General features: G+C 46.0%; 12 protein-coding genes. 1 reads left to right on the top strand and 11 read right to left on the bottom strand.

Translation table 11 applies throughout. From position 1 onward, the window contains the following. Positions 1-23: 23 nt before the first annotated feature. From GVI43_RS11035 to GVI43_RS11025, 3 genes are all read right to left on the bottom strand, one after another. Positions 24-1904: an ATP-binding protein gene (locus GVI43_RS11035; protein ID WP_159566915.1), complete on the bottom strand. Its 1881-nt coding sequence runs from the start codon at positions 1902-1904 to the stop codon at positions 24-26. An 80-nt stretch (positions 1905-1984) separates the two neighbouring features. Beyond that, complete coding sequence (locus GVI43_RS11030; protein WP_159566914.1) at positions 1985-2212, bottom strand: zinc ribbon domain-containing protein; 228 nt, start codon at positions 2210-2212, stop codon at positions 1985-1987. Between the two features lie 12 nt (positions 2213-2224). Next, positions 2225-2488, bottom strand: coding sequence for a hypothetical protein (locus tag GVI43_RS11025; RefSeq protein ID WP_159566913.1), 264 nt, complete (start codon positions 2486-2488; stop codon positions 2225-2227). Between the two features lie 495 nt (positions 2489-2983). On the opposite strand from GVI43_RS11025, the gene GVI43_RS11020 reads away from it, so the two are divergent. After that, on the top strand, positions 2984-4777 hold the full coding sequence (locus GVI43_RS11020; RefSeq protein ID WP_159566912.1) for a monovalent cation:proton antiporter-2 (CPA2) family protein: 1794 nt from the start codon (positions 2984-2986) through the stop codon (positions 4775-4777). A 53-nt stretch (positions 4778-4830) separates the two neighbouring features. Here GVI43_RS11020 and der read toward each other — a convergent pair whose 3' ends face one another. From der to rlmN, 8 genes are all read right to left on the bottom strand, one after another. Continuing rightward, entirely contained in the window at positions 4831-6294 is a 1464-nt protein-coding gene (der, locus tag GVI43_RS11015; protein ID WP_159566911.1) for a ribosome biogenesis GTPase Der, read from the bottom strand. 160 nt (positions 6295-6454) lie between these two features. Further along, positions 6455-7636 (bottom strand): outer membrane protein assembly factor BamB, encoded by a 1182-nt coding sequence (bamB, locus tag GVI43_RS11010; RefSeq protein WP_159566910.1) that lies wholly within the window; start codon positions 7634-7636, stop codon positions 6455-6457. 10 nt (positions 7637-7646) lie between these two features. Beyond that, positions 7647-8252: a YfgM family protein gene (locus tag GVI43_RS11005; RefSeq protein WP_159566909.1), complete on the bottom strand. Its 606-nt coding sequence runs from the start codon at positions 8250-8252 to the stop codon at positions 7647-7649. 15 nt (positions 8253-8267) lie between these two features. Continuing rightward, positions 8268-9557 (bottom strand): histidine--tRNA ligase, encoded by a 1290-nt coding sequence (gene hisS, locus GVI43_RS11000; RefSeq protein ID WP_159566908.1) that lies wholly within the window; start codon positions 9555-9557, stop codon positions 8268-8270. Positions 9558-9702: 145 nt separating this feature from the next. Then, positions 9703-10818, bottom strand: coding sequence for a flavodoxin-dependent (E)-4-hydroxy-3-methylbut-2-enyl-diphosphate synthase (gene ispG / locus GVI43_RS10995; RefSeq protein WP_159566907.1), 1116 nt, complete (start codon positions 10816-10818; stop codon positions 9703-9705). 46 nt (positions 10819-10864) lie between these two features. Beyond that, positions 10865-11818 carry a cytoskeleton protein RodZ gene (gene rodZ / locus GVI43_RS10990; protein ID WP_159566906.1) on the bottom strand — a complete coding sequence of 318 codons (954 nt, stop codon included), beginning with the start codon at positions 11816-11818 and terminating at the stop codon, positions 10865-10867. Further along, the gene (gene pilW, locus GVI43_RS10985; protein WP_159566905.1) at positions 11808-12560 is read right to left on the bottom strand and encodes a type IV pilus biogenesis/stability protein PilW; all 753 of its coding nucleotides are present in this window, start codon (positions 12558-12560) and stop codon (positions 11808-11810) included. The genes rodZ and pilW overlap by 11 nt, the downstream gene beginning before the upstream one ends. A 78-nt stretch (positions 12561-12638) precedes the next feature. Further along, positions 12639-13805, bottom strand: coding sequence for a dual-specificity RNA methyltransferase RlmN (gene rlmN, locus GVI43_RS10980; RefSeq protein ID WP_159566904.1), 1167 nt, complete (start codon positions 13803-13805; stop codon positions 12639-12641). Positions 13806-14037 lie beyond the last annotated feature (232 nt).

The raw sequence follows: 14037 nt of genomic DNA, 5'->3' as shown, positions 1-14037 counted from the left end.
TGCGATTTCAAATTTGAGAGTAGTTACTTACTCTCATCGTGCCCCGGAAACACATCTACAGGCCGAGCAAGCATTTGGGGGATGAGCTGGCTGAAATCAGACAGTGCGCGGTTAAGAGCCATCGCCTGAGTTTGGCTGCCACGGCTCGACATAATCACTTTTAGTGCTTTAAGCATGCGGGCAGCGGCGTCTAAACCAGCGTGATGCTGACGAAACCCTTCCAGCAGCGCGTTTACTGCGGGGTTATTTAGATTGATATAAAGTTGCCGGGTGTTGGTTACGGCGATTTTAGCGGTAAATTGTCGGGCGAGATGCAGCGCCGCGACTGAAATTCGCTTGTCGCTTTCGTCGTCCTCAAGGCGTTTTTTCAATTCGGCCTCGCGGTCATGTACCACAACCAGCGGCAGTTCAGCCGGATCAAAGCGGGAAGCTATCAGCTTCTCTCCGTCACCCAATACCGAGAGCAACCACTCACTTTCGTTAGCCGGTAGCTCCTCTAGCCGAAACAGCTGCTTATTACCGGCATTCGTGCCCAGCTCAACCAATTGGCAGCCTTTAGCCACTGCCCAGCGCCGCAAGAATGGTACTACCGCATAGCGATCGCCATAGGCCACTGGAACGCCTAAAGCCTGAAATAGCGTTTCCTCAAAACCCTCTTTGGCATCCAGAATGACATGAATAGCCCCTTTAGAACGTAAATCCTGAGCGCGTAAATCACCCTGAGAGGTTGGAACCTTAATCGTATCAATCAACAGGTCAAATAAACGCTCATCGCACAGCGCAGCGCCAAGCAGCGTTTCATTGTGACGAACAATGATCCGGCGCCATACTTCAGGCTGTCGGAGGGCAATCTCCGCCAGTCCATGAATCAATGACTCACTCAGGGCGTACTGCACTGCAAAATAGTGGCTATCACGCTGTAAATCTTCGCGGCTGGCGGTTGGCGTTAGTTTATTTGACTCAATGACACCGCCGATAAACCCGGCCCACGGAGGTAATAAATCACGGGCATCGTCATCTAATAGCATGCCGCGCAGGAAAATCGACAAATTGCGATTATCGCTGGTGCCGTAGGTTGAACCATCCTGAACCCAAAGCATACCAACGGCATCACTTTTTGCGTCAGATATCACAGGGACAGTGCAAATCGGCTCAAAATTTTCTTCAAAATGCGCAGCGAATTCCAAACGCTGTCTGCGATCCTGAATAGGATGAACGGCTACATTTGCCTCTCTGCGCCACGGAGGTAAATCAGGGTTGATTGGTTCAGGAGCCTGACCGACAAAAATAGGCTCACGCAGTAAAATACAGTAACGCCGGAGAATATCATTCAGCACTTTCTCGCTGGCTAAATGGCTAAATTCATCACGCAATAGCAGAGTAACTTCAGTACCGTTCTCCCGGGCAGGAACCGGTTCCGTCGAATATTTTTCACCGTTGCTGGAAAGATATCGCCATCCCTGTTCGGGCTGTTGATAAGAGGTGGTGGTAACGATAACCTGTTTTGCCAGCACAAATGCCGACAGAAACCCGAGACCAAACATACCAATCAGGCCGGTTTCGCTATCCTGCTGACGTAAGGTACGGGTATAGCCAACGCCCACCGTCGCTAAATAAGCATGAATTTCACCTTCAGTCAGCCCGGCTCCGTTATCAATAATGCGAATTAGACCATTTTTAACGTCACCAATAACCTGAATTCGCCCACAATCAGGCTGACCGTGATGTTCAATCCGCCGGCGAACTATTGAGTCGTGTGAGTTTTGCACCAATTCACGCAAAGCCACCATCGGCGTAGAATAGAGGTGCTTACTCAACACCTGCATTAATCCACTGAGATCAACGCCCGCAGAGCAAAACTGAGCGGTAGAAGAAGGGTCTTGAGAAAATGAAGAATTATCCATAATATACGTTATAACATCCTGATATTAATATAGATTCAACTATGACTAGAAAGCATGTATTAGGCTGATGGTGGTTTGGCTTAGCCTTGTTCAACATAGTGAAAATCCAATCGCTTTTTTGATATCAGACCGTGGCCATGCTGACAAAAATAATCAACGGCACCGCAGGCCTGCATCTTTTGTAGCGGGTTCTGGCATTCGGGACAAGGGGCTATCTGTAGGTAACGTTTACCGCATGTTTCACAACGATAAAAATCCCCTTGCTGCCAAAGCAGTAACTGATGGCATTTGGGACAAAAGGCATCCATTCAATACTCCCGTTAAATGAGATCGGCTATGCGAAAAAATAACCAACCTAAAGCCGTATAAGCATGCACCAAACCCAACACGCCCGGTACCACAACTCTTCGGGCAATACGGGCCAAAATGGTAACATTTTGGGCCTTGAACATAGCACAAAAGTCGAGGCAGGCACCAGTACACAGCAACGCCAGACTGGACGCTAATCGGTTAGCTGAATCACAAAAAGTATCATCAATCAGGTGAAAAAGCCGTAGCGCCATTTCCATCAGTAGCATTAGCATATGAGGCACGGTAACGTTAGAGGCAAACTGGCAGGCTTCTCACGACACCATGTCTGAACAGGTCTGTTTTTCAGTATCGATAATAAGGCCTCAGATTTATAAATATTTTACTTATATATCAATAGATAAATTATAAAATATTAAAAAATGCATGGAATTGTCAGCTATAGTTTGCTACAACACTAATTATTGATATTCAAACGTAATAAAGTTGGCTTAATATCGCTATCTGACTTCAAGAGTTATACCTGCGAGTAATTATTCTGACAGCCACTAAGATACACAATCATTAGTAATAAAAACTTCATGCACAATTACGGCCATAATGAGTATAATAAGCAATCAACTGTAGATAATCATACTTTGTTCTTAAAATCCGGGTGAAGTGACTGCATAAACGAAAGACAGAAAACGCAAAAGGGGCCGTAACGCAAATGATGAGACACCGACTAAAATTATTCCCCCGCCCTCACATCAACAAAAGAAGATCTCACCATGAATGATCTTCTACTGTTACTCGTCATCATTTTGTTTGTTGCTGCCATTGCCGTTACCCTGTCTAAGAAAATCGGATTAGGTTCGATTCTGGGTTTATTAATCACCGGTGTCATCATCGGGCCCCATACGCCCGGTCAGGTGATTCTTAAGGAGCACGTCGGGCAAATACTGCATTTTTCTGAATTTGGTATTGTTTTGCTACTGTTTATCATCGGCCTGGAAATGCAACCGAAGCGCCTTTGGGCAATGCGTAAAGTGGTATTTGGCTTAGGTTCTTGGCAGATATTGCTTAGCGGTGCGGCTATTGGCGGCTATTTCTATCTGTTTAACAATAACGTGAATGCGGCTGTGATTATCGGCCTAACCTTAGCGCTGTCGTCAACGGCCTTCGTTATTCAGATACTTCAGGAACGCAATGAGTTTTCCAGTGAACATGGCAAAATCGGTTTCGCTATATTGCTGATGCAAGATCTGGCTATTGTTCCACTATTGGCTTTAGTCCCTCTGCTTTCTGATAAAATTTCCGTTCTGCCCGATGATTCCCCAATGTGGCTACAAACCATCTCGGTTATCGGCGCATTACTATTAGTTATTATTTTTGGCCGTGTTGTGGTTCCGTGGGTACTGAACCGTATGGCTAAAAATGGCTACCGCGAAAGCTTCGCCTTATTTGTGATGTTTGCCGTTATGCTGGCAGCCTACGTGATGGATCACTTCGGTTTGTCGATGGCGCTGGGTGCCTTTATTATGGGTATGATGCTCTCTACCTCTAAGTATGGTTTCCAAATTCACGCCAGCGTAGAGTCAGTGAAAAGCCTGTTAATGAGCATTTTCTTCATCTCCGTCGGCATGTCTATCGATTTTGCCACGCTGGCACAAACGCCGCTCCTGTTTACCATGCACGTTGCCGTCGTTTTGGCCATTAAGATAGCGGTACTGTTCGTACTCTCGTTGCTATTTGGCGCGTCTAAAGAGGCTTCAACTAAAATCGCTTTCTTGCTGTGTCAGGGCGGTGAGTTTGGATTTGTCCTGTTTGGCGTAGCAAAAGCATTCGCCGTTATTGACGATGGAACCTTTATCATGGGTATTGGCGTTATTTCCGTCAGTATGGCCTTCACACAAAGCCTGTATACCTTTGGATGTAATCTGACTAAACGCTACGTTAAAGCAGACGTAGACCCAAGCCTGAGGCCGGATCAAACGGCCCACCAAGCCAGAGTTGTAGTTGCAGGCTATGGTGATACCGGCTATGTACTAGCCCAGATGCTTCAGGATTCAGCTATTCCGCATATCGTGATAGAAAAAAATCCCGAGGTGGTCAGGAAGGCTCAAAAAGCAGGCGTTCCCGCCTATTTTGGTGATATTACCGATCCAAAGCTGCTTAACGTGATCGGCGTTGAACAAGCCCAAATGGTGATTGTCTCCATCGACCACAGCACCAGCGCACTGCGTGCGGTATCTACGCTACGAATGCTCTACCCCATGGTGAAAATACTGGCCAGAGTTTTAGATCTAGAGCTCAAAGATAAGCTGCTCGAAGCCGGTGCAAACTGGGTGGTGGTAGAAACGCTGGAAAGTAGCCTGCATATTGGTGCTGAAGCGCTAAAAGTATTGGGCGTTGCTGATGAGCAGGTGTCTGAACTGGTTGATTCACTGCGTAAAGATGAATCGATGTCAGTTCAGCCTGAGGCTGAGGCTGATAACGAAGAGCCGGGCCACCATCCGTCTGATATTTATTCTGACGATTTCACGAAACATAAACCGGCCGAGCCGGAAGCGGTTCAGAGATAAAAAAAGAAGGGCTCCTATTGGTGCCCTTCTTCTTGTTTGCTACCGGCTAAGCCTTACTTACGGCCCTTAATATGTTGCATCAGACGCTTACGCTTACGCTGCTGGCTTTGAGTCAACTGATTGCTGCGGCCAGAGAACGGGTTTTCCCCTTCCTTAAACTGGATACGGATTGGCGTACCCATAATCTCTAACGAACGACGGAAATAGTTCATCAGGTAGCGTTTATAGGAATCGGGTAAATCTTTCACCTGATTACCGTGGATCACCACAATTGGAGGATTATAACCGCCGGCATGAGCATACTTCAGCTTAACCCGACGACCGCGCACTAACGGTGGCTGATGATCGTCTTGAGCCATTTGCATAATCCGCGTGAGCATTGAAGTACTAACACGCTTGGTAGCACAGCGATAGGCTTCTTGTACTGATTCAAACAAATTACCTACGCCACTGCCGTGTAAAGCAGAGATAAAATGCACGCGGGAAAAATCAACAAATCCCAGCCGCATATCTAAAGCTTCTTTAACCTGTTCTTTAACTTCCTGACTCAGGCCATCCCACTTGTTCACTGCAATAACCAGTGAACGACCGCTGTTCAGGATAAAGCCTAACAAAGATAAGTCTTGATCTGAAATACCTTCACGGGCATCGATAACTAACAGCACGACGTTAGCGTCTTCAATCGCCTGCAGCGTTTTGATAACTGAAAACTTCTCAACGGTTTCAGTCACACGGGCACGCTTTCGTACACCAGCGGTATCAATAAGTATGTACTCACGTTCATCACGCTGCATTGGAATATAAATGCTATCTCGGGTGGTTCCCGGCATGTCATAAACAACAACCCGCTCTTCACCAAGAATACGGTTAGTTAGCGTTGACTTACCTACGTTCGGGCGACCGACAATCGCCAGCTTAATCGGAAGATTTTCGAGATAAGAGGTATCTTCTATGGCATCTTCATCCGGCAGCGGTTCTTCAACTTCTTCGCCCCAGAAATCGTCAGTCTCTTCATCCGGCTCTTCTTCGATAACAGGACCGAGAACTTCCTCTATCAGAGAGGTTACGCCACGGCCGTGGGACGCAGCAATCGGATACACTTCACCCAAGCCCAATGAGTAAAAATCAGCAACGGCGGTATCAGGATCCAGACCATCGGTTTTATTCGCAACTAAAAAGGTCGCCTTTTCACGCATGCGAAGATGTTGAGCAATACCTTGATCTGCCGCCATTAATCCAGCTCTGGCATCAACCATAAACAGAACAACGTCGGCCTCTTCAATAGCTACCAAAGACTGCCCAGCCATACGAGTTTCAACGCCATCTTCAGTACCATCAATACCACCGGTATCAATCACGATAAATTCATGACCGCCAGCTTCGGCTTTACCGTACTTACGATCGCGGGTTAGCCCTGGAAAATCAGCAACCAATGCATCACGAGTACGCGTTAAGCGGTTAAATAGCGTGGACTTGCCCACGTTCGGACGCCCGACCAGCGCGATAACAGGTATCATTGTTGAAGCCTCGTTCTTTTATAACTCTATGATTTTATGCTGAATATGTAATTTTTATAATCAGCTTTATATAAGACGAAACGGCCCCTGATGTCAGGAGCCGTTTTAAACGAACATAGGTGATAATTAAATCGTCATGTTCGCCTGATGAACTAAAGCCTTAGCGGGTGAAAGAATAAACGTAACCACCGCGGGCCTGAATTACCAGTCTGTCGCCAGCAACGATTGGAGACGATAGGAAACCATCACCATCCACTTTATTCTGAGCAACAAATTGACCACTTGCGCTGTCCATCCAGTGTAAGTAGCCTTCAGCATCACCAACAACCACATAGCCATTATAGATAACAGGAGCAGTTAATCCGCGGTATAGCAGATCGCTCTGAGTCCATAAAATAGCGCCACCGTTGATATCTAATGCAACAACACGATCGGTTTGATCAACCAAATAAATTCGGCCGGAATCAATAGAGAAGTCATTCACAGACCCCATATCTCTTTTCCATAAAATCTGGCCGCTGCGTAAATCCAGCGCAGTGAAACTACCGTTATACCCTTGGGTATAAACAATGTTATCAGCAATAACTGGTGTACTGTCTACATCAGATAAACGGTCGATTTCAGTTGCGCCGCTTGGCTGAGAAATTCTTTGCTGCCAAATCAGCTGACCTTGTTCCATCTGAATCGCAGTCACTCGACCGTTATCTCCGCCAACGATCGCAGCACCGTGAGCCGTAGCCGGGGATGATTCACCACGCAGTGAAAGCAGAGGCATATCTAAGTTGGCCGTCCACTTGATAGAACCGTCTTCGACGCTCAGACCTTGTAACATGCCGTTAGTGGTGTGAATCAAGACTAAGCCACCGTCAACAACCGGGCGCGACATAGCTTCACCGGCAACGGTAGTTTTCCACGCAATAGAGCCATCTTCTTTGTTTAGTGCATAGACAATGGCATTTTCACTACCGACATAAACGTGACCGCCTGCCGCGGTAACACCACCGGATAATACCGCTGGTTTAGATGAAGAGTAAAAATGTTCTTTCTCTACGACGCTAGTTTTCCAGATTTGTTTGCCGGTATCAGCATCCATCGCTTTAACCATGCCATCACGGTCTGCCGCGTAAATACGGCCATCCTGCCAGCTTGGACGCAGGCGAGAATAATACTCACCAATTCCGTTACCAACGGACGTGCTCCAAACTTTATTCGGAGAAAACTGGTTCTCAACTTTAGGCAGCGGAGACATTTTAACTACGTCTTCTTCACCACCAAACAGCGAACAGCCGCTTAACATAGTTACAGACAGCAATCCGACGCACACAATCCTACGTAATTTCATTCAACTCCCCTTAAGCGGCCAGATTATTCAATTTTATACGCAGTAATTCTTTCAGTACCGGAGAAGGATCGGACTCAGAAGCCTGACTATACGCTTCACGGGCCCCTTTTGTATCACCTTTCTCTGCAAGTACATCACCACGAATGGCCTGAGCCTGAGCAAACCAACCACCTTTTTGTACGGTATCCAGCGTTTTTAATGCGTCATCAAACTGCTTTTCCTGCAGTTGAACGCGCGCTAACCGAAGACTAATGGTTGGCAATAAATTATCGTCTTTAGTATGGCCCTGAGCCCATAACAATTGCTGTTTGGCTTTAGCAAAATCACCTTTATCGACAGACTCCTGAGCCAGTTTCAGCGCAGCAAATATGCCATAGGTATTTTCGTTAGCCTTAATAAAAGCGTCCAGATTGGACGTATTATCGCGATGTACCATCGCCTGATCGAAATACATTGATGTATTAGCCGCCTCTTGTTTTTGATGAGACTGCCAGTAACGCCAGCCAAATAAAGCACCAATGCCCAACACAACGCCGACTACTATCGCTTTTCCATTTTCCCGGAAAAAGCTACGCACCGCATCTAGCTGTTCGTCTTCATTATTATAGATTTCCACGGTGTCCCTCTCAAATTAACCGATCAATGTTGCTAAATACGCAGCAGCTTCAGCCTGCGCCAGCGTCTGTTGCTCACCATTACGCAGATCTTTTACCACAACTTGGCCAGCAGAAACTTCATTTTCACCCATGACTAATGCGATATGGGCACCCCATTTATCGGCGCGGGAAAATTGCTTTTTAAAGTTACCGCCACCGTAATTGGTCATTAAACGTAGCTTAGGCAGCGCATCACGCAGCTTTTCTGCCAGCTGCATTGCCGCCATTTGTGTACCTTCACCTGATGAAATCAGATAGGCATCCACGGCTCTATTTGCCTGAAAATCAGGATTAACAGCCTGAACTAATAGTACCAAACGCTCGAGCCCCATGGCAAAACCTACGGCCGGAGTCGGGTGACCGCCAAGTTGTTCCACTAAGCCGTCATAACGCCCACCGGCACAAACGGTACCCTGAGCGCCTAAACTGCTGGTCACCCACTCAAATACCGTCCGGTTATAATAATCTAGGCCACGAACCAAACGGGGATTAATCTTATATCCGATGCCTGCACTGTCTAAAAACCCGCACAGGCCAGCAAAGTGAGCTTTTGACTCTTCGTCTAAATAATCAGGAAGCGTCGGTGCATCATTGAGCAATGCCTGCACGTCTGGATTTTTAGAATCAAGCACGCGCAACGGATTGGTATACATCCGCCGCTTACAGTCTTCATCCAAACGGTCTTTATATTGTTCCAGAAATGCAGTTAACGCTTCTCTGTATTTGGCCCGCGCATCGAGTGAACCGATAGAGTTGAGCTCTAACGTCACGCTATCGGATATGCCCAAATCACGCCACCAGCGGGCGGTTAGCATAATCAGTTCGGCATCAACATCAGGCCCCGTAAGGCCAAAGACTTCGGCACCAATCTGATGAAACTGCCGATAACGACCTTTTTGCGGGCGTTCATGACGAAACATCGGCCCCAAATACCAAAGGCGCTGTTCCTGATTATAAAGCAGACCGTGCTCAATTCCGGCCCGAACGCAGCTAGCCGTTCCTTCTGGACGCAGAGTCAAGGAAATCACCTCTTCACCGTCGCGCTCGCGATCGTTAAAGGTGTACATCTCTTTCTCTACAACATCGGTAACTTCGCCTATGGCTCGCTTGAACAGTGGAGTTTGTTCAAGAATTGGCGTGCGAATCTCGCTATATCCATAAGACTCAACGGCGCGCTTAATGACTTCCTCAACCCGCTGCCATATCCCTGTATCTTTCGGCAAATGGTCATTCATGCCACGTACAGATTGAATTTTCTTTGACACGTCAATTCTCTATATCTTCAAAATTTAGCCGATTATAGGAGGTATAGGCACTCCACATCAATGTAAATAGGCAGTTGTTACACAGTAATGCCGTTATATAAGCCTATTTTTCACTGCCTGCGTTCAATATCACTGCGGTTTGTTATCAATCCTGACTGATATCAATACGCTTTGTTTGATCAATCATCGACGCTTTGGCGCGAATTTTTGCCTCAAGCTGGTCAATCATTTTTTCGTTATCAAATCGTTCTCTTTGACGCTCACCGTCTTGATAAAAGCCGCTCTTCTTGTGTCCACCGGTTACTCCGATATCAGATATTAATGCTTCACCGGGCCCGTTAACTACACAGCCGATAATAGAGACGTCCATTGGGGTGATAATATCTTCTAGACGCTGTTCCAGAGCGTTAACCGTACCGATAACGTCAAATTCCTGACGAGAACAGGTCGGGCAGGCGATAAAATTAATGCCGCGGGAACGAATGCGTAACGCTTTTAAAATATCAAAACCAACCTTCACTTCTTCTACCGGATCGGCAGCCAGTGAGATTCGTAATGTATCGCCGATACCTTCAGCAAGCAGCATGCCTAAACCGATCGCTGATTTAACGGAACCACTGCGGGCACCACCGGCTTCAGTGATACCTAAATGCAATGGCTGAATAATTTGTTTGGCGAGTAGACGATAAGACTGGACGGCAAGAAACACGTCAGAAGCCTTAACGCTGATTTTAAAATTATCAAAATTTAGACGATCTAGAATTTCTACGTGACGCAGGGCTGATTCAACTAGCGCTTCAGGCGTTGGTTCACCGTATTTTTCCTGAATATCCTTTTCCAGAGAGCCACCATTAATACCGATACGGATAGGGATGTTCTTATCTCTGGCGCAGTCTACAACCGCTTGAATACGATCTTCACGCCCAATATTACCAGGATTAATACGTAAACAGTCCACGCCGTACTCAGCAACCTTTAGCGCAATGCGGTAATCAAAATGAATATCGGCTACCAAAGGAACGGAAACGCGTTGCTTGATGAGCTTAAAGGCCTCTGCCGCTTCCATAGTAGGAACTGAGACTCGGACAATATCCACACCAACACGCTGTAGGGCTTCGATTTGTTTAACCGTCGCATCAACATCGGTCGTACGGGTATTGGTCATCGACTGAACCGTGATAGGTGCACCATCACCGATAGGTACATTACCAACATAAATACGTTTTGATTGACGACGAACTATCGGCGTTTCGTTATGCATTATTAATACCCCACTATAGTAATCACGGCAGAATAGGTTTTATTCACTATTCAGCCGCTAACGTCAGGCGAGCAGTCCGATTCACATTTTTATACTGAGTCAAATCTACTTTTTTGCCTTTAAACACAAGGTCAACTCCGGCTGGAGCACCTAGCTTAACCCGATAAGGTGCCTGTCCGGTTAAGGACATTTTGCCACCGCTGCGCTGTAATCCGCTATAAAGATTCTTGCCTCTTGCATCAATAACTTCAATCCAGCAGTCGGCAGTAAAACTCATATTGATATCATTTGAGTTAGGACTCATCACCGCTGACGTTACGCCATTAGAGGCTTCATTTTCTGCAATTTGTGTAGCAACGGCCTGTTCCAGCGTTGGCGTTGGCCCTAGCGCTGACGTTCCCGAAGTACTATTTGCCAACGGCATAGCGTTGTCTGATGCTGGCTGAGTATTTTGAACAGAGGTACTATTCTGAATCTGATTATCATTGGTTGACGGAGTCGTCGTATTCGGTTGTTGTTGAACCGGAATAGCAATCTGATTTTGTTCAGCCGTTGAAGTCATTTCATTTTGCTGAGCCTTGTGATTCTCCCACCACCATGCTCCTGTTAATCCAAGGACGACAAACAGAATCATCCAAGTAAACAGCATTAGCCAACGATCGAGTTTTTTACGCGGTTTACCCAACGTAAAACCCTTAATTCGGTTTGATTCAAGACTAGTCTTGTCTCCGAAGGCTCCCTTACTTTTAGGTAATAGGGCAATGAGTTCATCCGCTGGCAACTGAACAAGTTTTGCATAAGAACGGATATAGCCATGGATAAACGTTGGAGCAAGGCCTAAAGGATTTAATCCTTCTTCCAGCTCACGAACGGTAGTAACCTTCAGCCGCAACTGTTCCGCAACCGCTTGTTGGCTGAGGTTTGATAATTCTCTGGCTTCGCTGAGTCGTCGACCGATTTCAGCGAGCGGGTTTTGTTCTTTAGGTAAATCAATATTCATGAGCTAGGAATAATTGGTATTGTTTCGACTGTGAAAAATCTTGCGCCAGCAGTTGACCATGACGTTGAACGTCATTCGGACGATTATCTAACGCAGCAAATTGGATCTGCATCCATAAACTTTCAGCGCTGGCGGGTAGGGTTTGTTGATAACTATTCAATAAAGCCATCGCCTCCGCGCGTTGTTCTAGCTGATAATACTTGGTTGCCATTTTTAGCAAACGAGCGCCTTTCTGCGGTACCTGTTTTAATGCCCGACTCAGCTTCAAGATAGCCAGTTCGGTTTGCCCCGCTTTTAATAAACAATAGCCTGAATTCTCAAGAGTATCGGCTATTTTTTCATAATTCTCTAATTTAGCAGCATTATCAAAGTAACCTTGGGCTAAGTCATACTGCCCCAAACTACAAAGAAAGGCACCGTAATTATTCAGTACATCGCCATTATTCGGCGCTAAAACCAACGCTTGTTTAAAACGGCTCTCGGCAAAATCGTTTTCACCAATATTCTGCTGATAAAGCGCCATTCCTAACTGTGTTTGATAGTCTGTTGGTGCATAGTTGACGGCTCGTTCTAAATTAACACGAGCAGCCTGCATATCTCCGTCCCTAAGATAGGCCATACCCAAAGCAAGACGGGCCTGAGCTGCTTTATCTTTGTTGACCATGCTGTCACCCGTCGAATAGCCAGTACAACCAATAAGGCTACTGGCAAGCAGTAATATGGGTAACAACACTCTTTGCATCAGACTTACATTCCTTGTTCGCTGGTCCCAAACAACGCGTGAATAAGAGACACGCATATATTTGTAACACATCGGATTTTAGACTTGTTTAATTACAATTAGTTCATCGTTGGCTTTCTTTTTTAATGTGCGCTTAGTCCGGTCAATAACATCTCCGGCCAGTTGACCACAGGCAGCATCGATATCATCACCCCTAGTTTTACGCACAATAACGGTAAAACCATATTCCATCAAAACCTTAGAAAAACGATCTACCCGGCTGTTAGAGCTACGCCCATAAGGAGCTCCGGGGAACGGATTCCAAGGAATAAGATTAATCTTACACGGTGTATCTTTAAGGCATTCCGCCAGTTCATGGGCATGTTCAGTGCCATCGTTAATATGGTCTAACATCACATACTCAACGGTAACTCGCCCCTGATTCGCATTTGACTTACTTAAATAGCGACGAACAGAAGAGAGGAATGTCTCAATATTATATTTGCGATTGATTGGTACAATGTCATCACGGATCCGATCGTTCGGCGCGTGCAGTGAAATTGCTAATGCCACATCAATAAGATCGCCAAGCTTATCCAGCGCCGGAACAACGCCTGAAGTGGATAACGTAACCCGACGTTTAGATAATCCAAAGCCAAAATCATCCAGCATGATTTCCATGGCTGGCACTACGTTACTCAGGTTAAGCAGCGGTTCGCCCATTCCCATCATCACAACGTTAGTAATCGGACGCTGCCCGGCCAGCCTAGATGGCCCAATAATTTTAGCCGCACGCCATACTTGGCCGATAATCTCAGAAACGCGTAAATTACGGTTAAAACCCTGCTGAGCCGTAGAACAGAATGTACATTCCAGCGCACAGCCTACCTGTGATGAAACACACAGCGTAGCCCGATCTTCTTCCGGAATATAAACGGTTTCAACCTGCTGATCGCCAACGGCAATCGCCCATTTAATTGTGCCGTCAGACGAACGCTGTTCGGTCACTACTTCCGGTGCACGAATTTCCGCTATTTGCTGAAGCTTTGCCCGTAAAACCTTATTAATATCCGTCATTTGCTCAAAATCGTCATAACCGAAGTGATACATCCACTTCATGACCTGATCGGCCCGGAATGGTTTCTCACCTAACGATGCAAAAAACTCGCGCATAGCCTGACGATTAAGATCTAACAAATTAATTTTTTCTGACGAATTCGCAGTTAACACGCTGACTTCAGATGGCGTAGATATACGTTCGGACATAGTAACAAAGGCCTCGTTATTACACTTTATGGCGCTAGAAAACTCATGAATAATAAAATTATGCCTAATAATACCCACACAAAAAGGCAACTTGCAGCGTATTATACTGCTTTTAATATTAAGTTTCTATCCGGTATTATTTACTGTCAGAAATAGAAATAATAACCCTAGAAAAGAACATCATAAGCCAAACTAAGAATTTAGAGTATTTTCACTATAAACATCAGGGCCC

Source organism: Budvicia diplopodorum, from assembly GCF_009800925.1.
Lineage (GTDB): Bacteria > Pseudomonadota > Gammaproteobacteria > Enterobacterales > Enterobacteriaceae > Budvicia > Budvicia diplopodorum.
This window is presented reverse-complemented; position numbering and strand designations above follow the sequence as displayed.

Bases quoted from the DNA above. Each gene is read 5' to 3' on its own strand.
- GVI43_RS11020 (WP_159566912.1), top strand. From the start codon at position 2,984: ATGAATGATCTTCTACTGTTACTCGTCATCATTTTGTTTGTTGCTGCC.
- bamB (WP_159566910.1), bottom strand. From the start codon at position 7,636: ATGAAATTACGTAGGATTGTGTGCGTCGGATTGCTGTCTGTAACTATG.
- GVI43_RS11025 (WP_159566913.1), bottom strand. From the start codon at position 2,488: ATGCTAATGCTACTGATGGAAATGGCGCTACGGCTTTTTCACCTGATT.
- GVI43_RS11030 (WP_159566914.1), bottom strand. From the start codon at position 2,212: ATGGATGCCTTTTGTCCCAAATGCCATCAGTTACTGCTTTGGCAGCAA.
- rodZ (WP_159566906.1), bottom strand. From the start codon at position 11,818: ATGAATATTGATTTACCTAAAGAACAAAACCCGCTCGCTGAAATCGGT.
- pilW (WP_159566905.1), bottom strand. From the start codon at position 12,560: ATGCAAAGAGTGTTGTTACCCATATTACTGCTTGCCAGTAGCCTTATT.
- ispG (WP_159566907.1), bottom strand. From the start codon at position 10,818: ATGCATAACGAAACGCCGATAGTTCGTCGTCAATCAAAACGTATTTAT.
- der (WP_159566911.1), bottom strand. From the start codon at position 6,294: ATGATACCTGTTATCGCGCTGGTCGGGCGTCCGAACGTGGGCAAGTCC.
- GVI43_RS11035 (WP_159566915.1), bottom strand. From the start codon at position 1,904: ATGGATAATTCTTCATTTTCTCAAGACCCTTCTTCTACCGCTCAGTTT.
- rlmN (WP_159566904.1), bottom strand. From the start codon at position 13,805: ATGTCCGAACGTATATCTACGCCATCTGAAGTCAGCGTGTTAACTGCG.